We start from the raw sequence: 22,221 nt of genomic DNA, 5'->3' as shown, positions 1-22,221 counted from the left end.
ACCACACAACGACGAAGGACCAACCGTCGTACACCACTCCATGGGACTTGACCCAGATGGGGTGGGGTGGGGTGGTGGGGCTGGCTTGCGGCGTGGGGGAGTGGGCTGCGGTGGAGGTTCGGGGGTGGTCGTGTACTGTTGGTGACATGCATCGGATGTCGTTCCTCGCAGTAGCCGTACGAGCTTCGTGCTCTCCGGCTGCCGCTGCCTGACATCTTCTTCACCCAACCGGCGACCGGAAACGGTCCGCCGGTTTTTTGATGCCCCGGCCGCGGTCCCTTTCTGGTCAACACCTCAGACAAGGACAAAACCGCGATGACCATCGACCAGACCTTCATCGACTTCTTCCGCCGGCACGGCCACATCCCCACCACGGGATCCTCGTTGATCACCCGGCCCGGCGACCCCGTGCTGTTCACGACCTCGGGAATGCATCCGCTCACGCCGTACCTGGAAGGCGATCCGCATCCACTCGGCCGACGACTGGTCGGCGTGCAGCGATGTCTGCGCACGACCGACCTCGACGAGGTGGGTGACTCGACCCACCTGACCGTGTTCGAGATGCTCGGCTCCTGGTCGCTCGGCGACTACGGCACCGAGCAGACCCTCCGCTGGGGTTACGAGCTGCTCACCGAGGGCTTCGGCATCCCCAAGAGCAGCCTGTACGTGACCGTGTTCGGCGGCGACGACCAGGTCCCGCTCGACCAGGAGTCACTCACCACCTGGCAAGACCTCGGCCTGCCGATCGAGCTGACCACCGACGACAACTGGTGGTCGAACGGCCCGACCGGACCCTGCGGCCCCGACTCGGAGATCTTCGTCTGGACCGGCGACGGCGACCCCGAGGGCACCCCGACCACGGACGACCGCTGGGTCGAGGTGTGGAACCACGTGATGATGCGCTACCGCCGCCTGGACAACCACGACCTGGAACCCCTGCAGCAGCAGAACATCGACACCGGCCTCGGCCTCGAGCGCCTGACGATGCTGCTGGAGGGCAAGAACTCGGTCTACGAGACCAGCCTGTTCGAGCCGTGGACCAGGATCGTCCCCGGCCTGTGGAAGCTCGACGAGCACGACGAGCGGATCGTCATCGACCACCTGCGCTCCAGCATGGTGATCATCGGCGACGGCGTGCACCCGTCGAACACCGGCCGCGGCTACGTCCTCCGCCGGCTGATCCGCCGGGTGCTCACCCTGCTCTGGCGCTCCGACGACACCCGGACGCTGTCCGACCTGCCGATGGAGCTGTTCGAGCACACCAGCGAGCACTTCCACCAGGGCGAGGTGCTCACCCTGATCCGGCGGATCCTGATCGACGAGGAGATCCGGTTCACCAACCTGCTCGACCGCGGCCGCCGGATCCTCAGCCACGAACGCTTCCAGAAGACCCTCGACGACTCCGACTTCGAGTACCTGCACGAGACCCACGGCTTGCCCCGCGATCTCGTCCTCCAGCTAGTTGCCTGACATCCAAAGGGCCAGCTCGTCAGCCCGCGGGTCCTCCACCAACCGCGTGGGGAGCCCGAACGTCATCACCGGCCGGGTGGTCGTCTCGTACGCCGACCAGCCCGGCCGGCCGGTGGCAGCGAACGCGACCCACGCGGCGTGCATCGCGTCGGCCACCTCCTGCGGCGGCTGACCGCCGTACAGGGGTGACGTCGCCGTCGCCAAGGTGTCGAACACGAACGGCAACTCGAGCGCATGGCAGGCATGTAGCCCGTCGAGCGCCGACTGCCAGTCGAACTCGTACAGGTACGCCGTCGCATGCGCGCGCTGAGCAAGAGCGAGCTGCAGCGTCGGCAAGCTGAAGAACCCGTCGCCGATGACCGCGCTGAAGATCTCACCGGGCGACTCGCCCGGCCGGTTCGCCGCATAGACCGCCGCGATCGCCGGATCGATCCCCGACCGGCCGAGCAGCACCGGCAACGCCTCGGCCGTGATCGCCGCGGCCATCCCGGACGGAATCGAGAAGAGCCGCATCTCCTCGGTCGTCGTACCGATCAACAGATCCACCCCCGCCGCGGAGCCGCTGGCGATCGCATCGAGCGGCCGCGCGTGCACCGACTCACCGTCGATCACCGGGAAGAACGGCATGATTCCGCCGCCCGCGCTGACCACGGTCGCACCCCAGCGCGCCGGATCCGGGTTCTGCCGCAACTCCAGCGCCACCACCCGTTGCGCGGCCAGCAGCTCCTCGATCGCCACCGACGCAAAACCGGCCGCAGTCGACTCGACGCCGAGCCGCTTCGCCACCTCCGCGGTGATCACAGCGCCGTCGGCCTCCAGGGCCGTGGCTGTCGCCGAACCACTCTGTACGATCGCCCGCTGGAACAGACCTCGTGCGGACGGCATCGACATCAGCGTGGCGACACTCATCCCGCCCGCCGACTGCCCGGCGATCGTCACGCGTCCCGGGTCGCCGCCGAAGGCCGCGATGTTCTCCTGCACCCAGCGCAGGGCCGCGACCTGGTCGAGCAGCCCACGGTTGCTCGGCGCATCCTTCAGCACCCCGAAGCCCTGTACGCCGAGCCGGTAGTTGACCCCGACCAGGATCACCCCGTCGCGCGCGAACGCGGTTCCGTCGTACGCCGGAGTGGCGTTCGACCCGTTGCGGAAGGCTCCACCGTGGAACCACACGACCACCGGCAGCCCGGACCCGCCCGGCGTCCAGACGTTGAGGTTGAGGAACTCGGGTCCGGGGTGGAGCGGGTTCGTCAGCAGTACGTCGTACGGGGGCTCGTACGGCGGCTGCGGAGAGGTCGATCCCAAGGCGGTCGCATCCCGGACGCCGTCCCAGCCCGGCGCCGGCTCGGGTGCCTGGAAGGCTTTCGAGCCGGCTGGGTCGGCGGCGTACGGGATGCCGAGGTAGGCGGTGATCCCGCTAGTGGTCGTTCCCCGAAGCTGCCCCGACGATGTCGTCGCGATGGAGTCCATACAGGTCATCATCTCTTGCGGGCGGGACTTCCGGCGGTGCGACCTTGCCCACCGACGACTGCGCGACGAAGGCGCCGAGCAGGACGATCACGCCGCCGATGATCTGGTTGGTGGTGAGCGTCTCGTTGAGCAGGATCCAGGCGAAGATGCTGGCCGCCACCACCTCGACGTACGCGACCGCGCCGCCGATCGCCGCCGACAGCCGCTGGACCGCGGCCGCACCGGCCAGGTAGGCCACGACGGTGCTGACCACGATCAGCCAGGCGGCGAAGATCCAGCCCGGCGCGGACCGGTCGCCGATCGCGATCGTGTCGGTGAGGGTGTGCCACGGGATCGTCCACGGCACGGCCACGGCGGTCAGCGCGATGGCGCCGACGATGCTGCCGGCCGCCGTCATCACGAGTGGGTCGGCGACGCCGGTGAGCTTGTCGATCAGGATGAAGTACGTTGCCTGGCAGGCGGCGGCGCCGAGGCCGGCGAGCAGTCCGATCAGGTCGAGCTTGAGGCCGGACCAGATCTCGACGACGGTGGCCAGGCCGACCAGCGCGATGGCGACGCCGATGACGGCCGAGCGCGGTACGGCGACCTTGCGGCCGAACTTGAGCCAGCCGACCACGAGCAGCGGGCCGGAGAACTCCAGCAGCAGCGCGATCCCGACCGGGAGCCTGCTGGCGGCGACGAAGAACAGGGTCTGGCAACCGGCGATCCCGGTCAGGCCGTACAGAACGAGCTGCGGCCAGGAGCGGCGGGCGGCCGAGATGCCGGCGGTGCCGCGGAAGATCAGCACCAGCGGGACGAGGATGACGGTCGCGCCGAGGATCCGGATCCAGGCCGCCTGTTCAGGCGACATCCCGGCCTCGATCAGCGCCTTGGCGAACGGCCCTGATCCGCCGAAAGTGATCGCCGAGAACAGAGCGAAACCCAGCCCCACGGACTTGGTCCGCGCCGCGTCGTGTGCCACCTCGCTACACCTCCCACCAGCTCTCCCCGGCCTTCATCAGGCAGGGGTCCTGTACATGGGCGTAACACTCTCACACTCATTACAGGGCCGTCGAGAGCTTTGCCGAGGCGTGGACGGGGGCGGTCAGAGCACGTTGACCGCCCGGGCGGCGATGACCGCGATCGTGAGCAAGGCCATCCCGGACTGGATCCCCATCAGGGTCTTGACCCGGGCGGTGAGCGGCATCGTGTCGGTCGGGCTGAACGCGGTGGACGCGGTGAACGCGACGAACAGATAGTCGGTGAAACCCGGGAGCCAGCGTTCCCAGCCCGGGAGATCGACGGTCATCTGCGGGAACAGCAGATCAGCGCGCTCTTCCTCGTGCTCGTGCTCGGGCATCCGCGCGAACGGACCGCCGCGGTCGATCTCCCAGTACCAGAGCGCGAAGGCGACCACGTTCGTCACCCAGATCAGCAGCGCGGCCTTCACCAGCACCCTGCCATCCGCTTGCTCTCCGGAGGCGAGCAGGACGATCAGGCTGATCAGATAGACGGCGTTGATCACCACCAGCACTGCCACCAGGACGAGCTCGATCCATCGCAGCCAGACCTCGTCCCGCTGCAGGTGGAACGGGTTGGTCCAGATCAACGGGATCAGCAGCCCCGCCCCGATGGCCGGCATGATCCAGCGCGGCGCTTCCATGATCTGCGGCGGCACGGCCAACTGCAGGCCCAGCGCGACGATCACGGCCAAGGAGGCCGGCCAGCGCCGGGTATGCCGGTTGGTGGGCGCAGGCGCTTTGCGAACCTTGCTCATCCGAGCATTCTCACTCACCCGATCGACGCGTCGACCACGGCTTGCCCTACGTCAGTACGCCGATAGTGCACCTGGTGCCCGGTACGGCGGCGGGTCGCGAGGCCCGCGGCGTACAGGGCGGAGAGGTGCTCGGCAACGGTCGCCAGCGCCAGGCCGTACTGCTGGGCGAGCGCGGTGGTGGTTGCCGGGGGATCGAGGGCCACCAGGAGGGTGGCGCGGGTGCGGCCGAGCAGGGTGGCGAGTGGGTCGGGCGGTGCCGGGGCGTCGGACCAGAGGCGGGCGGAGCCGCGGGCCGGATAGACGAGCGTGGGCTGATAGCCCTCCGTCGCGACGATGACGAGGAACGGCCAGGCGAAGGCGCCGGGGACGAGCAGCAGACCTTCGCCGGTCAATTCGTGGTCGGGGGAGTGGTGCCGGGAGGCGATCAGCTGCCCGTCCTCCCAGGTGAGCGTCGGATGCAGATCATCGAAGAGCTTCGCCAGCCCACCCGACGTCAACTGTTCACCCCGATGCGCGATGTCGTCGTCGAGAACCCGGCTGATCATCGGCCAGTCGGGCTTGATCAGCACCTCCCAGGCACTCTCGATCTGATCGGCCATCCGCTCCCGAGTCCCCGCAAGATCCTTCAGCATCCGCTCGATCTCCGGAGCCCCCGGATTGTTCCGCCCGTCCCGGGACCAGATCAGTTCCTGCCGCACCCGCTCCAACGGCGTACTCCGAACCCGAGCGATCTCCGTCGAGAACTTCGCCCGCGATGCCCGGGGTGGCGGCGTCAAGAAGTCCGGCGTAAACCCGAACCGAGGCTGCACCGCCCGCAACAACCCCAACTCAAGCCCCGCCGCCGGCCCCGCCTTCCCCTCCACCCACGGCGAATACAACGGCCGGTACTTGTGCAGATGCAGCACCCGGACCGCCGACATCGTCTCCCACAACGGCGAAGTGCCAAACCGGCACCGCAACGTGTCAGCCTGACTGAACCGCAGAACCGTCATCTTTCGGTCACAACCGAAGAATACAAGCGCAGGTACCGGACTGCGTGGTGCTTGCGGCACGAGCCGTGGCAGGCGGGGATTGGTTGCTGCAGGCAATGGCCGGAGCGCCCTGCACGCCCAACCCCGGCGAGCAAGCGGTTTCCCCGGCGTGGCGAGGCGATTTGCGGAGGTTATGCATGCCGGGGCAGTCGGCCCGGTGCGACCGGGGCGGTCGGCTCGGCCCGGCCGGGGCTGTCGGCCTGGTCGGGCGGGCGGTGCCGTCGGCGCGGGCGGAGGGCGGTTGCTCAGGGGTGATCGATGGTGGCGCCCGGTGAGTTCTTTCGGGTGTCGCCGAAACAGTGGGGCGGTAGAGGAGGGTGTGTGCAGAGTCGGAGGGTGAGCGCGACTTCGTTGGGCGTCGGGTACCGGGCGGTGCTGCAGGTCCGTGGGATGCGGAGTGTGTTCTTGGCGCACGCCGTGTCGATGGCTGGGACGGTGGCGGCGCAGGTTGCCTTGTCGATCTTGGTGTTCGAGCGGACCGGGTCGAGTTTGTTGTCGGCGTTGGTGCTGGTTTGCTCGTTCTTGCCGTATGCGGTGGGCGGGGTGGCCCTCTCGTCGGTCTCCGATCGGTTTCCGGCTCGGAGGGTGTTGGTCTGTTGTGATCTGGTCAGTGCGGCTTGTATCGCGGCGATGTTGGTGCCGGGGCTGCCGGTGGGGGCGTTGCTGGGGTTGTTGTTGCTGACGGGGATTGTAGCGCCGGTGTTCGCGGGGGCTCGGGCGGCGAGTTTGGCGCAGTTGCTCGAGGTGGAGTTGTTTCCGGTGGGGCGGTCGTTGCTGAGGGCAATTGCTCAGGTGACGGTGCTGGCAGGGTTTGCGGTGGGGGCGGTCGCCGTGGCGGCGGTGGGGCCGAGCTGGTTGCTGGCGGTCGATGTGGTGACGTTCGTGGCGTCGGCCGTGTTGATCAAGTTCGGTACGCCGTACACGCCGGCGGTCGGTAGTACGGGGAGTACCTGGCAGGACTCACTGGCCGGACTCCGGTACCTCCGCAGCAACGTCCCCTTGCGTCGACTCGTGTTGCTCTCGTGGGTGGTGCCGGCGTTTTCGTCGATGCCGGATGGGCTCGCCGTCGCCTACGCCGTGCAGACCGGCGCGGCCGCCAGCGCTGCGGGGGCGCTCTTCGTCGGGTACTCCGTCGGCGGCATCCTCGGCGAGCTCGCCGCCGCCCGGCTCAGCCCGCGGACCAGGCGCCGACTCGTGCTCCCGCTCATCCTGCTCAGCCAGACCCCGGCGATCGCCTTCATCGCCGAGCCGTCCATCCCCACGGCCGCGATCCTCCTGGCGATCTCGGGCAGCGGCTACGCGTTCAACCAGGGCATCGACCCACTCGTCCTGCAAGCGACAGATCCGGCGTACCGGGGCCGGCTGTTCACCGTGCAGACGAGCGGCCTGATGGCGATCCAAGGTCTGGGTATCGCTCTGGCCGGTGCTGTCGGCACCCTCCTCCGCCCCAGCCTCACCATCACCCTCGCCGGCCTCGTCGGCACCACCGTCACCCTGCTCGTGGCCAGAAGAGCACTCGGACAGGTCAGGCGCTCGACCGAACGATCAGGGGAGCGGTGACCAGACGTCCTGGCTGATCGGCGTCGCCGTTGATCTCCGACAGGGCTCGGGTGAAGAGGCAGGCGGCGATGTCGCGCAACGGGATGCGGGCGGTGGTCAGGGGAGTGTCGAGCATACTGGCGAAGGGGAAGTCGTTGAAGCCGGTGACTGCTACGTCCTCGCCGACCTTCACCCCGCGCTGCTGGAGCGCGCGCATCGCGACCACGGCGAAGGCGTCGTTGTCGGCGACGAACACGTCAGGACTGTCGGGCCGGCCGAGAGCGCTCTCCACAAAGCCGGCCACCGCATCCAAAGACCCGAATGACTGCAGCGAGTGCGGCGAGGTGAATTCCTGGAGGAAGCCGGCTTGGCGTTGGTGGACCCACGGGAGGCTGCTGTCGGTTGCGAGATAGGCCGCCCGCAAACGGCCGGTACCGCGGACGTGGCGGGCGATCCCCGCCATCGACTTCTCGTTGTCGACGTCCACCCAGCACTGTCGCTGGTCGTGCCCGGTCCGGCCGAAGGCGACGAACGGGAACCCGCGCGAACTGAGGAACTCCAGTCGCGGATCATGCGGCATCGTCTCCAGTACGACGATCGCGTCGACCTGCCGGGCCGCGATCAGCTTCTCGTAGAGCGCGATCTCGGTCGCCCCCTCGGTCGGCGTCGTCACGTGGACGCCGTACCCGGCGACGGCCGCCGACTTCACCAGCCCGCCGAGCAGCCCATGCAAGAACCCACCAAGACCAGGGTTCTGATCGCTGAAGGTCTCGTCCTCGAGGTACAGCGGCAGCCCGATCACCTGGCTGCGACCCGACGACAACGCCCGCGCCGCGTGGTTCGGGGTGTAGCCGAGCTCGTCGATCGCGGCCTGCACGGTCCGTACCGTCGGCTCGCTCACCCGGTGCGGCGCATTCAGTACGTTGGACACCGTCATCGCCGAGACGCCGGCCAGCTTGGCCACGTCGGCCACCGTCGTCCGGCGTACCGGCCGCTTCTTCTCGCCTGCCATCGGGCCCCCCACGTCAGTCATCAGATCAGCTCGAGCCGGGCCACCCCGCCGGCCGGTACGTCGATCGGCCACGGCCCCGCAGGCGGCGTGACCGTCGCCCGGGACAGTTCGACGCCCGAGCAGTCAGACACTACGAGCTGGACGGGTCCGGCGCCCGCACCTTCGACGTACAGGCGTGGTTCGCTGCTGCCGTTGACCAGCAGTGTCACCCCAGGCCCAGTGCTCAAACGCACCACGGGGTTGGCGAAAACGACGACGACGGTCTCCGACCCACCGAAGGCAGCCACCTGCGTGTAGCGAGCGTCGGGCCGAGACGGAGTCAGTACGCCGTGCAGCAACGCCTCCGCGTGCTCCGCCATGAACCCGAGCCAGAACCGCACCACCCGCTCATGCTCCGGCGACAGCTCAGACAACGAGACCGACACCTGCGGCGTACTGAACAACACCCCGATGAACTGCTGAGCAACCGCCTCGGCCGAGGCTGACGGATGCCACATCAGCATGTCCGAGTGCACCGCCCGACCACCGGCCAGCAGCCGGCAGTCGATCGTACGAACCCTGTTCTCGACCGCGTCCAAAGCGCAGTCGCCCGCCCGCAGGAACGTCCCGAACTGCCACAACCGCGGGCTCACATAACTCTGCCGGAACTCGATCAGCAGACTCGGCCGCAACCGGCGCAACTCAGCGGCGATCGCGGCGAAGACCAACTCGACACCCTCATCGATCGTCGCGCAATCGCCACCCGGCGCCGGGGGAGCGTCGTCCCACGCCCAGGAGTCGATGAAGTCGAGCTTCAGCCCGTCCACACCCCAGTCCCGGACCGGCCGAATGCACGCCTCGACGACGTGCTCGCGCACCTGCGGATACCGCGGATCGAGGATCCATGCGCTCAGCCCGTCGACGTACCCGACGGTGTAGTCCTTGAACCGCTCCCAAGCCTTCGAGTGCTCACCGATCAGCGGTGGCGCGATCCACAGCACGTACTCCAGCCCGGTCTCGTGCACCTTCGCAACATGTGCAGCCATGTCGGGGAACGTGCTGCTCGTCGGCTCCCAGTCGCCGCAATGCGCGTAGCCGCGCGCAGTGTCCTCGGTCTGCCACCCGTCATCGACGATCACCGCACGGCATCCGTACTGTGCTCCCTCACGCGCGTGCGCTTCCACGGACGCCGCCGACACGTGCTGATGATCGCTGTACCAAGTCGAGTACATCGCCTCATGCGCCAACTCCGGCACCGGCGTCACCCGGTCGCCGAGCTCGGCTGTCCACGCATCGGTGACGCCTCGCAACGCCTCGGCGAAATGCAGGCCGCGCAGGTCGATCCTGAGCGTGAAGCGGTGGACGCCGTCGACCGGCTCAACGTCGTCGATCGCCAACTGGAACAGCTGCTCCGCGCTCTCCTCGTTCACCCCGACCGCGAAGTCGCAGCCGCGAACGTCGGAGGACAGCGAGACCGTACAAGGGCTCGAATCGTCCAGGTTCACGAACGACGCGACCGGCGCCGACCGCACCGAGCGGATGTCGCGATGCGAACCCCAGTCGGTCGGCAGCGTCCGGGCCGTGCCCTGGATCGCCTGCCAGAGGGTGGCCGCGGAGTCGACCGGCCAGGTCCACCGGAGCCGGACCGGCTCGGCGCGCAGGTCGGTGGCGATCACCTCGAAGTGGAGGACGCCGGGCCCGCCCGACGGGAGGGCGGTGACGGTGCCGGCGGACACCGTGCCGATCCGGCAGATGTCTCCGGCAGGGGAGCGGACCTCGAAGTCGGTGGCGGGCATGACATCGACTATAGCGGTAAAATCGAGGTCGTCGAAGGTATTGACGAATGCAATCCGGCTGCCTAGTTTTAGCGCTAATATCCCCTGTAGCCGGAAGTAGGCCAAGGATGTCCGAGCTGACCGTGACGGCGGATCTCGGCTATGTCGAGGACGCGTTCGCCTGGGCCCGGAAGCGTGCCCTGGAGTGGGTCCGGACCGACGCCGCGCCGGGCAACCTGCCGTCGTACTGGGCGGGCTACCCGTCCCGGCCGATGTTCTACTCGCGCGACGTCTGCCACCAGGCGGCCGGCGCGCATCTGCTCGGGCTGGACGCGGAGAACTTCGCGATGTTCCGGCATTTCGCCCGGTCGGCGACCGCGGAGCGGAAGTGGTACCCGCTCTGGGCGTTCCATTTCGACGGGAGCATCGCCGCTCTCGACTATCACGGTGACGAGCACTTCGTCCGGGAGATCCCCGCGGTGTTCGACCTGACCTACCGGGCGCTGCGCCAGTACGGCTGGACCGGCGACCGGGCCTGGCTCGACGATCCGGACCTGGCGGCGTACTACGAACGCTCGGCCGGCGACTTCGTCCGGGCACACGACCACGATGGCGACGGGCTCCCGGAAGCACCGGGCACCGGCGACATCTTCGAAGGCACCGCCACCTACAACGAGCACCCCGAACGGCCGCTGACGGTTGCGGCGGACGGTCTCGCCCTCCAGTACGCCGCTCTGCTCGAGCTCGCCCGGCATTTCGGGGACAACCACCGCTTGGCTGCCGAAGCTGTCCAGCGCGAGTTCCTGGGTTGGTGGGACGAGGCCAGCGGCAGCTACGCCCGCGGCCGGCTCGGCGACGGCACGCTCGACTTCGGCTGGGGGCTGGAGACGAGTTGGTTCGTACCCATGACGGGGCTGGGCGGGTCCGGCGTACGGGCCGAGCGGTTCCTGGATTTCATCGAGCAGCAGCTGGAGTCCGATCCGCCGCCGAACATCGAGGCGTTCAGCTATCTGCCGGAGGTGTTCTTCCGGTCTGGCCGCGACGAGTCGGCGTGGCGCTGGCTGCGGCACCTGATCGACAGCCGGGACGACTACCCGGAGATCTCTTTCACCGTTGTCGAGCATCTGGTGGCAGGCCTTCTCGGCCTGGTCCCGGACGCTGCTGAGGCAAGCCTGACCATCGACTCCCATCTGCCGGCCGAGATCGGTTGGCTCACCGCCGACCACGTCCACGTCGGCGACTGGGACCTACGCATCACCCAAGAAGGACGGCACACGACCGAGATCACCGTGCACGGCGGACCGGGTCCGCTGACGGTGACGGTCGGCTCCGCCGGTCCCTGGATCCTCGAGCCCGGCCAGACGGTCCGGGCCACGTCCCCACATCCGAAGGACCTCCCATGAAGCTGTTCAACCGCCACCTGCTCCCGGTCGGAGCCGGTCTCGCCGCCCTCCTCCTCGCCGCCGGCTGTGCTTCCGGCAGTGCGCCCGCCGCCAACAACGCGGGCGGCGCCGACGACAACGGCGACATCACCTTCTCGTTCTGGGGTACGAACTCCGAGGCCGCCTCGCTGAAGGCGATCGCGGCGGCGTTCGAGAAGGCCAACCCCGGTACCAAGGTGACCACGAACTGGATCCAGGCCGACTACGAGCAGAAGATCCAGACCTCGATCGCGGCCGGCACCCAGTCCACCGTGATGGAGATCAGCAACACCAGCCTGGCCGGCTTCGCGCCGAGCTTCGCCGAGCAGCAGGTCGATCCGGGCAAGTTCATCCAGCCGAACATCAGTGAGGCGCTGAAGTTCGACGGCAAGTACTACGCGATGCCGTTCACCGCGAAGCCGAAGGTGATGGCGATCAACGTGGACGCCTTCAAGGCGGCCGGGCTGCCGTTGCCGAGTGCAACGACTCCGCTGTCGCTGGACGAGTTCAGGGCGGTGGCCGCGAAGCTGTCGCACGGTGAGGGAAAGACGCGGGTGTTCGGGACGAGCAACCTGTGGTTCAAGGGCTGGCTGACCGCGGCCGGTGGCGGGTTCTACAACGCGGATGCGACGGCTTGCACCTTCGGGGACGCCCAAGGGGTGAAGACGGCGCAGTACGTCGTGGACATGCAGAAGGACAAGTACGCGCCGAACTCGCTCGACATCGACGGGCAGGACCAGGCGCAGTGGTTCGCGGCCGGCCGGCTCGGGACGTTCAGTGACTTCGGGCCGTGGACGGTCGCGGACTTCGCCAAGATCTCGAAGCCGAACTGGACGCTGGTACCGGTTCCTGGCAAGGGATTCCCGATGGAGGTCGGCGGGCTGGCGATCGCCAAGAACGCGTCCGGCAAGAAGGCGGAGACGGCGAAGAAGTTCGTCGAGTTCGCCAGTACCAACACCGATGCCCAGAACCAGCTCATCCAGGGCAACACGGCGCTCGGCGTACCGATCATCGCTGAGTCCGTCGGGACACTGGAGAAGATCCTGCCGGCCGATCGCAACCTGGCCGCGTTCACGACCGCGCTCAAGACGGGTCTGGTGAGCCCGTCGGTGCCGCGCGAGGCGCAGATCTCCGGTGACGCCGACAAGGGCATCACCAGCTACACCCCGCTGGGCAGCGGCAAGGACGACGTCGCGAAGATCCTGCCCGGCCTCAACGACAAGTGCACCGCCGCGCTGAAGAAGTGAGGCGGCCATGAACCCGACCATCGGCTGGATCCGCACGCTCGCGGAGTCCTGGAGTGTTCCCGCGGTGCTCGTGCCGCTGGTCCCGTTCCTGGTGCTGCTGATCGTCCTGTACGCCGTCATCGGACTGGCGGCGTACGGGGCTCGCCGGAAATGGCCGCGGGCGGACAAGACGATCGCGTTCTGGTTGTTCATCTCGCCCTGGCTGATCGGCTTCGTGGTCTTCACCGTCGGGCCGATGCTTTCTTCGGTCTACGTCAGCTTGACGTCGTGGGACTTGATCACACCGCCTCGCTTCGTGGGGGTGGCGAACTACACCGAGGCGTTCCAGGACCCGCGGGTCGGGCAGGCGATCAAGGTGACGCTGCTGTATGCGGTGATCTCGGTGCCGTTGCAGACCTTCCTGGCGTTCATGGTCGCGATGCTGATGAATGCCGATCTGCCGGGGATCCGGTTCTTCCGGACGATCTGGTATCTGCCGTCGCTGGTGTCGGGGGTTGCTCAGATCGTCTTGTTCCTTTGGGTTTTCAATCCGCAGTACGGGCTGGCCAATGATCTGCTCGCCAAGCTCGGGGTGCAGGGGCCGGGGTGGTTCAACGACGCGTCGTGGGCGTTGCCGACGGTGATTCTGATGAGCCTTTGGACTGTCGGTGGCGCGATGGTGATCTATCTCGCGGGTCTCAAGGACGTGCCTTTGAATCTCTATGAGGCGGCAGCTCTGGATGGCGCCGGACCGTTGCGGCTGTTCTGGCATGTGACGTTGCCGCAGTTGTCGCCGATCATCTTGTTCAATGCTTTGACCGGGATCATCGGGGCGCTGCAGATCTTCACCCAGGGGTTCGTCGCGAACGGTGGGCCGAAGGATTCGCTGTTGTTCTTCGTGTACTACCTGTACGACAACGCGTTCCAGAACTTCCGGATGGGGTATGCGTCCGCGCTGGCCTGGATTCTCTTCGTCATCATCCTGGCGCTGACCGCCGTCACCCTGCGCGGGAGTGCCTTCGCCGTGTACTACGAAACCGAACTCGGCGGCCGCCGCCGACTGCGGGCCGGCCGTCCCGCAAGGAGGAGTTGATCCATGGCGACTCTCGTCTCGACCCGAGCGCCTCTCGAGGTATCCCGTGCGGTCCGCCGCGCCGACCGGCCCTTCTGGCGCCGCAACCTGCCGCTGACGGTCGCGCTGTACGTCGTACTGGCGCTCGGCTCTCTTGCTTTCGTGTACCCGTTCCTGTGGATGATCGCGACGTCGCTGAGGTCTCTGGCCGGGGTGGGATCGTCGGGCGCGAGCATCTGGCCGCGCGAGTTCCTGTGGGACAACTACAGTCGCGCGATCACGTCGTTCCCGTTCTGGCGCTATGCGCTCAACTCGGTGCTGACGACGCTGATCCCGATCGTCGGGACGGTGTTTTCCTGTTCGCTGGCCGGGTTCGCGTTCGCCCGGCTGCGGGTGCGTTTCTCCGGGGTGGTCTTCGGTGTCGTACTGGCGACGATGCTGCTGCCGGGGGAGGTGACGATGGTGCCGCAGTTCATGCTCTTCAACAACCTCGGCATGATCGACACCCTCTACCCACTGATCCTGCCGGCCTTCTTCGGCTCGCCCTTCTACATCTTCCTCTTCCGCCAGTTCTTCTCCCGAATGCCTTCGGAGCTGGCCGACGCGGCGGTCGTCGACGGCTGCGGCTGGTTCAAGATGTTCCTGCTCGTGTACCTCCCGCTGGCGCGACCCGCGGTCGTCGCCGTCTCGATCCTGCTCTTCATGGGCTACTGGAACAACTTCCTCGGCCCCGCCATCTACATCAACTCCGACCAGTGGAAAACCCTCCCACTCGCTTTGGCCGGCTTCCAATCAGTCAACGGCACCGACACTCCGTTGCTGATGGCAACCTCAGTCCTCATCACCCTGCCCTGCTTGGCGATCTTCTTCTTCGCCCAAAAACAAATCACCAACGGAATAACCTTCACCGGCGGCCGCTAACTCCCGCGCCAGCCGTCTCCGCTCGCTCCTGCGTCGCTCCCTCCGCGCCTGGCTCCCACCCGCCCTTTGTGCGGGCTCCTACGTCGCCCTTGTGCGACCACTTGGGTGACAGACCGGGTGGGCCAGCGGACCGCGTGGGTGAGGTGCCTGCGTGGGGCGCTGGGTCTGGCTGGCGTGGGGCGGGTGCCGAATGGCTGGCGCTCCTGAGCTCGTACAACCCGCTCTCGGCGGCCGCTCTCGCCCTTGGGCAATTGGCTAGTGGTCGTCCTGGTCGCGGGTGAAGGCCGACTCGTCGAACCACAGGCCGGCGTCGGTACGGCGCGCCAGTTCGTCCAGGGCGGCGCCTGAACCGCGGAAAAGGTGTGGGTCCACCGGGATCGCGCAGCCGTTGATGCCGAGGACCACGGTGGGGTTGTCCGTGCGCATCACTCCGGCCACGTCTTGCCAGCGGATCTCGTGGACGCCGTCCTCGTCGCGCAATGCGAGTCCCTGCTCGGTCTGCACCAGTACGAGCGAGCGAGCGTCCTTGAAGAAGGTCCTTGCCGCCAGGGACGGCTTGTAGACCTTCCCCGCCGGCAGTTCGGGAATCACCCGGCAGTGCGTCTCGGGACGGAACCCGTGCGCCTTCCAGACGTCCACTACCTCCTGCTCGGCATATCCGATGGCCGAAGGAAGGGCGTCCCGCAGTACTGCCGCGATGTCCGTCGGGTGTACTTGCTTGGCCAGTGCTAGGTCAATCGGTGCCAGCGGCGGGTCACCCATCAACTGGTGCATCGTGGCGCCGAATGCCGAAGCCAGCTCTCTATCGGTGGTGGCAAGGTCCTCCTCCAGACGGGCAACCGCCAGCGCCAGCTCTTCTTCGCTGGGCCCATGGGCGGCGAGGTCGGTCAGGGCCGCTGCCACTGCCTGCGCTACCGGTTCCTCAGTGCCTTCGCGGGCTTCGGCAAAGATGACGAAGTCCCTACCCACGACCTGGCTGTCGACGACGTAGCTGTGTCCAGCGACGTGGCGACACTGCTCCTCGATCCTGTTCTCCAGCACACTCATCGCCAGTCTGGGCACGCGTGCAGCGTCGCCTGGTGGCACGGTGAGCAGTACTGCGGCTCCCGGGATGCCGTACCCGACCGCTGACGGTCCATCCAGCAACCGTCCGCGCGGGTACTCCCTGGTCGGCGCGGGCCCTTGCGGCAGCTTCAGCTCCAGCCCGTCCGGCAGCGGACCGCTCACCTGCAGTACTGCGTTGCCAGGCACGAACCACTTCCGCGCGAAGGAGGTGACGTGCTCTGCCGTCAGGCCGTCGTACCCCGCACCTTCCAGCCAGGCCAGCCCCGGACCGGCAGCGCCGTACCGGACGAACAGCAGGAAGGCAGCGATCGGATGCGCCGCCCAGCCGTCCTCGGCGGCCAGTACCCCGGCCTCGACCGCAAGCCGATCCACCGGCGGGTCGGCCAGCGCGGCGCAGAGCCGGTTCAGGAACTCGCCGACCCGCGCGGGCGATCCGGACGCCGCGAAGGTGGTCGTCATCAGATCGACCTCGGCCTCGACCTGGATCGGCAACTGACGCACCGTGCTCATCACCAGATGCTCGACGGCGTGCGCGACCCCGACGGTGCGCAGCGTCTCGTCCCGGGCTCCGACCGCGAAGGTCAGGGTGACGTCTGTGTGGTCCTGGGGATCCCGGTGCCGCAGCAGCCGCACGCCATCGACAAGCTCCGTTTTGATCACCGGCGAACTGTACTGCCGGAGCTGACGTCGGCAGGTGGGGGAGAGTTCCTGATCTGGTTGTGGGACTTGCCACAGGCGGGGGAAGGGGTTTGAGGTCTGGGCAGGTTCGTGATGGGGATGCGAGATGTCACGATGTCCGGAGCATGGCTGAACAGGGGTGGTCTCGGGTAGTGCGGGCGGCGTTGTTTGCTGTCGTTTGTGTGCTGCTCACTGTGCTTGGGCATGTGGTGATGTCCGGTGCGTCGCTGCCTTGGTGGGCGATCGGTGGGGCGTTTGCCGGGGTCTGGAGTTGCGGCTGGTGGTTGGCTGTGCGCGAACGGGACGTCGTCTCGGTGACGGCGATCGCGGTCGCCGTACAGGCTGTCCTGCACGTTGGCTTCACCATCGCGGAGCTGATCGGTTCAGCCGGTGCCGTGCGTTCTCAGACGGCGATGCCGGAGACGAGTCCGGTCGCGCACGGCACCGGGATGATGCACGCCGGGGGAATGGCGCACACCCACGAGATGGCGCAGGCGCCGGGGATGGTGCACGGCGGCGGCGTGATGCTTGGGTCGATGCTTGGCATGTTTGCCGCGCATCTCGTGGTGGCGCTGCTGAGTGGGCTTTGGCTGGCGTACGGGGAGCGGGCGGTGTTCCGCATCGTCCGGTACGCCGCTCAGCGGGTGCGGGCCTCGTTGGCGCTGGTGGACAAGGTGTCCGCGCCGCTGGGGTTGCCTCGGATCAAGCCGGGGCTGGTGTTCCGCGTCCGCACCATGCGTCGGCTGCGTCTGGTGCACGCGATCGTTTCGAGGGGTCCTCCCGCTGGGGTCGCTGTCGGTTGACAGCTCGACCCACCCGTCGCTGAGCCTCTGGGGCCGCGGCGGGTTCGGCCATGCCTGCCCGGGCGTGGCCGTCGTGCGATCGGATCCGGCCGGACCGCCCGTCGGATCGTGGATTCCTGGAGAAGCAGATGCAATTCAGTGGTGATGTGGCAACAAGAGCCGGTGGCGCACCGGCGAAGCAAGGTGTCAAAGGGGCCGGGTTGTTCCGGGCTTTTTGGCGATGGCATTTCTATGCGAGTTTCCTGGTCGTTCCGGTGGTGCTGGTGCTGGCGGTGACCGGTCTGATCTACCTGTTCCGGTTTCAGATCGAGCCGGTTCTGCATGCCGATCTGATGAAGGTGCAGCAGCCGGCCGGACTGGTGGCGCAGCCGTACGACACTCAGCTGGCTGAGGTGAAGAAGGCGTTTCCGGACGCGACCGTGGTGTCGATGACCGAGCCGTCCGGCGCCGATCGGTCGACGGTGTTCTCGGTGGAGACCTCGGGCGGCGCCACCCGGGACGTGTTCGTGGATCCGTACCAGGGTCAGGTACTGGGATCGCTGGATCCGGACTCGACGCTGTCAGGTGGCGCGATCCTGCTGCACGGTGAGTTGATGGCCGGTCGTTGGGGTGACGCGGTGATCGAGATCGGTGCCTGCTGGGCGCTGGTGATGGCGATCACCGGGTACTACCTGTTCGTCCGCGGGCGAGTCGCCCGGGCGCGTCGGCGTACGGCGAAAGCAGCGGGCGCCGTACTCCGGTCGCGGCACGCGTTGACGGGCTCGGTGCTGGGAGTCGGGCTGCTGTTTCTGATCGTGTCGGGCCTGCCGTGGACGGGGTTCTGGGGCGCGAAGGTGCAGCAGATCGCGACCAGCCAAGGCAGCTCGATGTGGGGCGAGGACCCTGGTGCGCTGTCGAATCCGACGTCGACCCTGGACGAGTCGCTGCCGCACAGTCATGCGGTGCCGTGGGCGCTGGGGGAGTCGAAGGTGCCGAAGTCGGACCCGGACCAGGACCGTCGTTCGGTGGCCACCATCGACACCGCGGTGGCTGTCGGCGTCCAGAACGGTCTGGCGCGGCCGTTGACGATCGCGCTGCCGAGCGGCGAGGAGGGCGTGTACTCCGTGATCGGGTACGCCTTCCGGAATCCGGCCGAGGAGCGGACGCTGCACGTCGACCAGTTCGGTGGGCAGGTGGTCTCGACGTACGGCTATCAGGACTATCCCGTGCTGGCCAAGACGGTCGCCCAAGGGATCGCGTTGCATGAGGGCCGGCGGTTGGGGACCGCGAACATGGTCGTCACCACGGCGTTCTGTCTCGGGGTGATCTTCATGTGCGTCTCCGGCCCGCTGATGTGGTGGCGCCGTCGCCCGAAGACGGCCGGCGCTGTCGGTGCACCACGGGGCCGGTTGCCGTTGAAGGCGACGCCGGTGCTGGCGGTTCTCGTGGTCGCGCTGGCGCTGTTCCTGCCGATGTTCGGGATCACGCTCGTACTCGCCCTGCTCCTCGACCAGCTGGTGATCCGGCGTACTCCGAGACTGCGCGCCTGGTTCAACACAACCGACTGAGAACGCCGGCAGCAACGGCGGCTGACGCGAAGCGCCGTTGCTGCCGGCAAGTCAGAGGTCGCGAGTGACGATCAGTCCGGTGGGCAGGGGCGGACGGCTTGGGGTTCAGTCGTGGGAGAGGCGGTCGCGGCGGTCTTGCTCTCGTTTGGAGTAGGCGGCGGCCCGGATTGCTTCGTCGGACTCGAGGCCGGAGCCTAGGCCGCCGCCGAGGGTTGCGGCGGAGGCGACGAACCAGGTGAGGACGAAGAGGTCCGCGTGGCTCATCGGGTTCTGGAGGTAGCTGCCCATCACGTCGGGGTCGAGGACGAAGTACGCCCAGGCGAGGTTCACGACGTAGAGGGCGGCGTAGCAGATGAGGACTCCGGCCGTGAGGGTCAGCAGTGTGGAGCCGTTGTAGAGGCGGGATCGGTGGCGTGCCTGGGTGGAGTCGTCGTCGGGGCGGTCCCACAGTTCGCCGTCGATGACCAGCCAGCCGACGACCAGGGCGATCGAGGCGACTGTCGCGACGACCAGGCGCCACCACGACATCGAGCTGGCCAGTAGCCAGACCGTGGAGTTGACCGTGGCGACGGCTCCGGTTGCCAGTGCGGCGACGAGCGCCGATTTCAGGCCTGGTACCAGCAGCCACGGACGGTTGGCGAGCACCATGCCCGTGAGCAGACGCCAGTGGCCGCGGCGGCGGGGGAGGGTCACATGGTGCTCATCCGTCGGGTGGGGGTCTGACATGTCGGTGAGCAGGGAGCGCACTGCACGGCGGGTGCGGGTATGCATCCGGAGTCCGCCCAACGCAGGCAGGGACAGTACGGCGGTCCGTTGCTCCGGGTCGGTCTCGACCAGCAAATGCCGGCCCTCGTGATCGTGGAGCGGGAGCTCGGTCAGGCCGACGACGAGGTCCCAGTCGTGTTCGCGCGCCCGGTCCTGCAGCCGGCCCACGGCCACGCCAACATCCTCGGAGCCGGTGGTGAACGGCTCACTCAGCACTGTGATGTCCCAGTGGCCACTCCCATCGAGAGGGCCCAGATCGGTCAGCCTCCGTGCGATCGCGGTCGGTGCGGCTGGATCTGCTACAAGGCCGACGCGGATGGGTTCCATCCCGGGCTGGTACCCCACTCGCTGCGAAGACACGCACAGCCGGAGCATGCAACAGTACGAATCGGTTGCCCGGATCAACTGTCGGCGATCGGTTCGTTCAGCAGGACGGCTGGCCGGACGACGACACGGTCCTGCTGGTGCCGCAGGGTGGTGCCGCCTTGATCGCCCCGATCACCAGTTCCCTCGGGAGGTACGCCGTCTTCGCCGACCGGACCGGCACTTGCATCCGGCTGCTGTGGGTGTACTGCGGTTCCGTGGTGGCGCGACGGGCTAGACGGGGAGTTTGCCGGTGGTGGTGACGTGGGCGGCTACGGCGTACAGGCGTTGGTTGCGGTCCTGGGAGTAGCGCCGCAGGACGAGGAAGGCCTGGACGGCGTCGAGGCCGTAGCGCTCCATCAGCCGGCCTACTGCCTGACCGACGATCTTGCGGGAGTCGACGGCTTGCTGGAGCGAGGACTCCAGCCGGGACGACGCGATCGCGATCGACGCATGCAAGGCGAGCAGCCGGGCCGATTCGCGGTCCGCGTCGGTGAAGACGGTCGGCCGGGAGGTCACCAGGTTCAAGACCCCGCTGGTCGAGTGGGCGGTGACGAGCCGGATGGCCAGCAGGCTGCGGATTCCGTTGGCGGCCGCCGTGGGCGTCCAGGTGGGCCAGCGGTCGTCCGTGGCGGTGTCCTCGACCAGTACGTCCTCGTGATCGGAGATGGCCAGCAGGCTCGGGCCTTCCCGGAAGTCGATCTGGTACTGGTCGGCCTTGGTGATCAGCTCATCGGTGGCCGCGATGGTCTCGGGGTGGCGCCGGCGCATCAGCATCACCGAGGCGTGGTCGTAGGACAGTGCCTCGGTCGCGAACTGGAGAACGGCCTCGACCGTCGCCAGGGTCCCGATCTGGTCGTGCAGGTGCATGGCCAGCTCACCGAAGTCGCCAGCTTGGTTCGTCATCTGTCACTCCTCGTAACAGGCAATGCGCAGTACTGGCGCCAGCTTCTCGACGCCGCAAAGTTCCCGAAAATTATGCCTCAACCGGTTCAGCGACCCGGCTTCGGTCGTCAGCCCGGGCGGCGCGGCGTTTCACGGGCCAGCAGGGTGGGAACCGGAGCAGCACTCGTCCGGCAGTGTGCGGGGTAGTTTGTGGTACCGGACGGCGGGTGGGGCTCAGATGGTCATCGATGGTGTTGCGCATGGCAGCGCGGCTGTGCAGTGGGAATGTGACGCGGGCGTCTTCAGGATCGTGGTCGGCCGAGTGCTCACCGAGACGGTCTCGGCGGCCGTGCGTGAGTTGCTGCTGGACGCCTGTGAGCGAGGCACGCACGGCGTAGTACTGGTCGTCGAGGCCGAACTGGAGCCGGGTAACCACGACGTACTCCGCCACCTGGTGGACGTGGCCCAGAGAAGATGCTGGGCGGCCAGCCGCCGATTCGAGGTGGTCGCGACCGATCCAGAGATCTGCGAAGCCCTCGCAACCGCCGGAATCTGGCCGTCACCACCGACGGACACTTCCGACGCATGACGCCCTGTCCGGAACCTGCCGAACACGTCGCAAGAGGTGCGAGGAGGCCCCCTCACATCGGGTTCGCCGAAAGCGTCCGTGGCCGGTGTCAGACTTCGCGGCATGGGCGACTTCATGCAGGCGGGTGACTCTCAGCGGGTTGAGTTTGTTGATGCTGATCTTCGGGGGGCTCGGTTTGTCCGGGCTGATTTGTCCGGGATGGTGATGCGGTCGGTGCAGGTCGGTGGGGCCGAGATCGATTCGCCCTGGTTGCTGGAGGGGGACGACGTCTTGCTGGTCAACGGGGTTGATGTGACTCCGTTCGTGGATGCTGAGCTGAATCGGCGGTTTCCTGGGCGGGCGGAGCGGCGGGCTGCGGATCCCGAGGGGTTGCGGGCGGCCTGGGCGGCGCTTGAGCGGGCCTGGGGAGGGACGCTGGAGCGGGCTGCGGGGATGCCGGCGGGGTCGGTTGATGTCTCGGTCGATGGAGAGTGGTCGTTCGCGCAGACGTTGCGGCATCTGGTGATGGCGACCGATGTCTGGTTGCGGCGGGCGATCCTCGGCGTCGAGCAGCCGTTCCATCCGATCGGGCAGCCGAACGCGGAGTACGAGACCGATGGGAACGACATGTCGGTCTTCGCTACGGTCACGCCGTCGTACGACGAAGTGCTCGCGGTCCGGGCGGAGCGGGTGGGGATGGTGCGGGAGTTCCTCGAGGGCGTCACCGTTGAGGAGTTGGCGACGGTGAGGTCGCATCCGTGGGCTCCTGAGTATCCCGAGACCACGTTGTCGTGTCTGCACACGATCCTCGAGGAGGAGTGGGAACACCACCGGTACGCGGTGCGCGATCTTGACACCATCGAGGGCAGGTAGCGCGG

General features: G+C 67.6%; 20 protein-coding genes. 10 read left to right on the top strand and 10 right to left on the bottom strand.

The window, feature by feature from the left end; translation table 11 throughout:
- The first annotated feature begins 315 nt into the window (after positions 1-315).
- The gene (locus tag ABD116_RS13890) at positions 316-1,470 is read left to right on the top strand and encodes an alanine--tRNA ligase-related protein (RefSeq protein ID WP_343968806.1); all 1,155 of its coding nucleotides are present in this window, start codon (positions 316-318) and stop codon (positions 1,468-1,470) included.
- Here the strand turns inward: ABD116_RS13890 and ABD116_RS13885 are convergent.
- The 4 genes from ABD116_RS13885 to ABD116_RS13870 all read right to left on the bottom strand — a co-directional run bounded on the left by ABD116_RS13885 (position 1,459) and on the right by ABD116_RS13870 (position 5,685).
- Entirely contained in the window at positions 1,459-2,937 is a 1,479-nt protein-coding gene (locus ABD116_RS13885; protein WP_343968804.1) for a carboxylesterase/lipase family protein, read from the bottom strand. The two genes, ABD116_RS13890 and ABD116_RS13885, sit on opposite strands and share 12 nt — an antisense overlap.
- Positions 2,885-3,898, bottom strand: a complete 1,014-nt coding sequence (locus ABD116_RS13880; protein WP_343968802.1) for an EamA family transporter — start codon at positions 3,896-3,898, stop codon at positions 2,885-2,887. Before ABD116_RS13880 ends, ABD116_RS13885 begins: the two co-directional genes overlap by 53 nt.
- A gap of 123 nt (positions 3,899-4,021) precedes the next feature.
- Positions 4,022-4,693 carry a hypothetical protein gene (locus tag ABD116_RS13875; RefSeq protein ID WP_343968800.1) on the bottom strand — a complete coding sequence of 224 codons (672 nt, stop codon included), beginning with the start codon at positions 4,691-4,693 and terminating at the stop codon, positions 4,022-4,024.
- A gap of 14 nt (positions 4,694-4,707) precedes the next feature.
- Entirely contained in the window at positions 4,708-5,685 is a 978-nt protein-coding gene (locus tag ABD116_RS13870) for a DUF5937 family protein (protein ID WP_343968798.1), read from the bottom strand.
- Between the two features lie 375 nt (positions 5,686-6,060).
- Between ABD116_RS13870 and ABD116_RS13865 the strand changes: the two genes are divergently transcribed.
- Entirely contained in the window at positions 6,061-7,284 is a 1,224-nt protein-coding gene (locus ABD116_RS13865; RefSeq protein ID WP_343968796.1) for an MFS transporter, read from the top strand.
- Here ABD116_RS13865 and ABD116_RS13860 read toward each other — a convergent pair.
- Positions 7,250-8,296 (bottom strand): LacI family DNA-binding transcriptional regulator, encoded by a 1,047-nt coding sequence (locus tag ABD116_RS13860; protein WP_343968794.1) that lies wholly within the window; start codon positions 8,294-8,296, stop codon positions 7,250-7,252. The two genes, ABD116_RS13865 and ABD116_RS13860, sit on opposite strands and share 35 nt — an antisense overlap.
- Positions 8,296-10,050 (bottom strand): glycoside hydrolase family 36 protein, encoded by a 1,755-nt coding sequence (locus tag ABD116_RS13855; RefSeq protein ID WP_343968792.1) that lies wholly within the window; start codon positions 10,048-10,050, stop codon positions 8,296-8,298. The genes ABD116_RS13860 and ABD116_RS13855 overlap by 1 nt, the downstream gene beginning before the upstream one ends.
- A 107-nt stretch (positions 10,051-10,157) precedes the next feature.
- Here ABD116_RS13855 and ABD116_RS13850 point away from each other — a divergent pair, with 107 nt between their 5' ends.
- The 4 genes from ABD116_RS13850 to ABD116_RS13835 are packed head-to-tail and all read left to right on the top strand — an operon-like array spanning position 10,158 to position 14,669.
- Positions 10,158-11,432 (top strand): glucosidase family protein, encoded by a 1,275-nt coding sequence (locus tag ABD116_RS13850; protein ID WP_343968790.1) that lies wholly within the window; start codon positions 10,158-10,160, stop codon positions 11,430-11,432.
- Positions 11,429-12,697 (top strand): extracellular solute-binding protein, encoded by a 1,269-nt coding sequence (locus tag ABD116_RS13845; protein ID WP_343968788.1) that lies wholly within the window; start codon positions 11,429-11,431, stop codon positions 12,695-12,697. The genes ABD116_RS13850 and ABD116_RS13845 overlap by 4 nt, the downstream gene beginning before the upstream one ends.
- Positions 12,698-12,704: 7 nt before the next feature.
- Positions 12,705-13,769 carry a carbohydrate ABC transporter permease gene (locus ABD116_RS13840; protein ID WP_343968786.1) on the top strand — a complete coding sequence of 355 codons (1,065 nt, stop codon included), beginning with the start codon at positions 12,705-12,707 and terminating at the stop codon, positions 13,767-13,769.
- 3 nt (positions 13,770-13,772) lie between these two features.
- Positions 13,773-14,669 (top strand): carbohydrate ABC transporter permease, encoded by an 897-nt coding sequence (locus ABD116_RS13835; protein ID WP_343968784.1) that lies wholly within the window; start codon positions 13,773-13,775, stop codon positions 14,667-14,669.
- Between the two features lie 255 nt (positions 14,670-14,924).
- On the opposite strand, the gene ABD116_RS13830 is transcribed toward ABD116_RS13835, so the two are convergent.
- On the bottom strand, positions 14,925-16,394 hold the full coding sequence (locus ABD116_RS13830; RefSeq protein ID WP_343968782.1) for a peptidase M16 family protein: 1,470 nt from the start codon (positions 16,392-16,394) through the stop codon (positions 14,925-14,927).
- Between the two features lie 143 nt (positions 16,395-16,537).
- Between ABD116_RS13830 and ABD116_RS13825 the strand changes: the two genes are divergently transcribed.
- Together ABD116_RS13825 and ABD116_RS13820 are read left to right on the top strand one after the other, a co-directional pair.
- Positions 16,538-17,215 (top strand): hypothetical protein, encoded by a 678-nt coding sequence (locus ABD116_RS13825; RefSeq protein WP_343968780.1) that lies wholly within the window; start codon positions 16,538-16,540, stop codon positions 17,213-17,215.
- A gap of 128 nt (positions 17,216-17,343) precedes the next feature.
- Complete coding sequence (locus tag ABD116_RS13820; RefSeq protein ID WP_343968778.1) at positions 17,344-18,762, top strand: PepSY-associated TM helix domain-containing protein; 1,419 nt, start codon at positions 17,344-17,346, stop codon at positions 18,760-18,762.
- Between the two features lie 105 nt (positions 18,763-18,867).
- Here ABD116_RS13820 and ABD116_RS13815 read toward each other — a convergent pair whose 3' ends face one another.
- The 3 genes from ABD116_RS13815 to ABD116_RS13805 form a co-directional block, all read right to left on the bottom strand.
- Positions 18,868-19,854 (bottom strand): hypothetical protein, encoded by a 987-nt coding sequence (locus tag ABD116_RS13815; protein ID WP_343968776.1) that lies wholly within the window; start codon positions 19,852-19,854, stop codon positions 18,868-18,870.
- A gap of 97 nt (positions 19,855-19,951) precedes the next feature.
- Complete coding sequence (locus ABD116_RS13810; RefSeq protein WP_343968774.1) at positions 19,952-20,080, bottom strand: hypothetical protein; 129 nt, start codon at positions 20,078-20,080, stop codon at positions 19,952-19,954.
- A gap of 44 nt (positions 20,081-20,124) precedes the next feature.
- A complete protein-coding gene (locus ABD116_RS13805) occupies positions 20,125-20,796 on the bottom strand; it encodes a GAF and ANTAR domain-containing protein (protein ID WP_343968772.1) in 672 nt (223 codons plus the stop codon).
- A gap of 217 nt (positions 20,797-21,013) precedes the next feature.
- On the opposite strand from ABD116_RS13805, the gene ABD116_RS13800 reads away from it, so the two are divergent.
- A complete protein-coding gene (locus tag ABD116_RS13800) occupies positions 21,014-21,364 on the top strand; it encodes a hypothetical protein (protein ID WP_343968770.1) in 351 nt (116 codons plus the stop codon).
- 102 nt (positions 21,365-21,466) lie between these two features.
- The gene (locus tag ABD116_RS13795; protein ID WP_343968768.1) at positions 21,467-22,216 is read left to right on the top strand and encodes a DinB family protein; all 750 of its coding nucleotides are present in this window, start codon (positions 21,467-21,469) and stop codon (positions 22,214-22,216) included.
- Positions 22,217-22,221 lie beyond the last annotated feature (5 nt).

The organism is Kribbella koreensis (assembly GCF_039525325.1).
Lineage (GTDB): Bacteria > Actinomycetota > Actinomycetes > Propionibacteriales > Kribbellaceae > Kribbella > Kribbella koreensis.
This window is presented reverse-complemented; position numbering and strand designations above follow the sequence as displayed.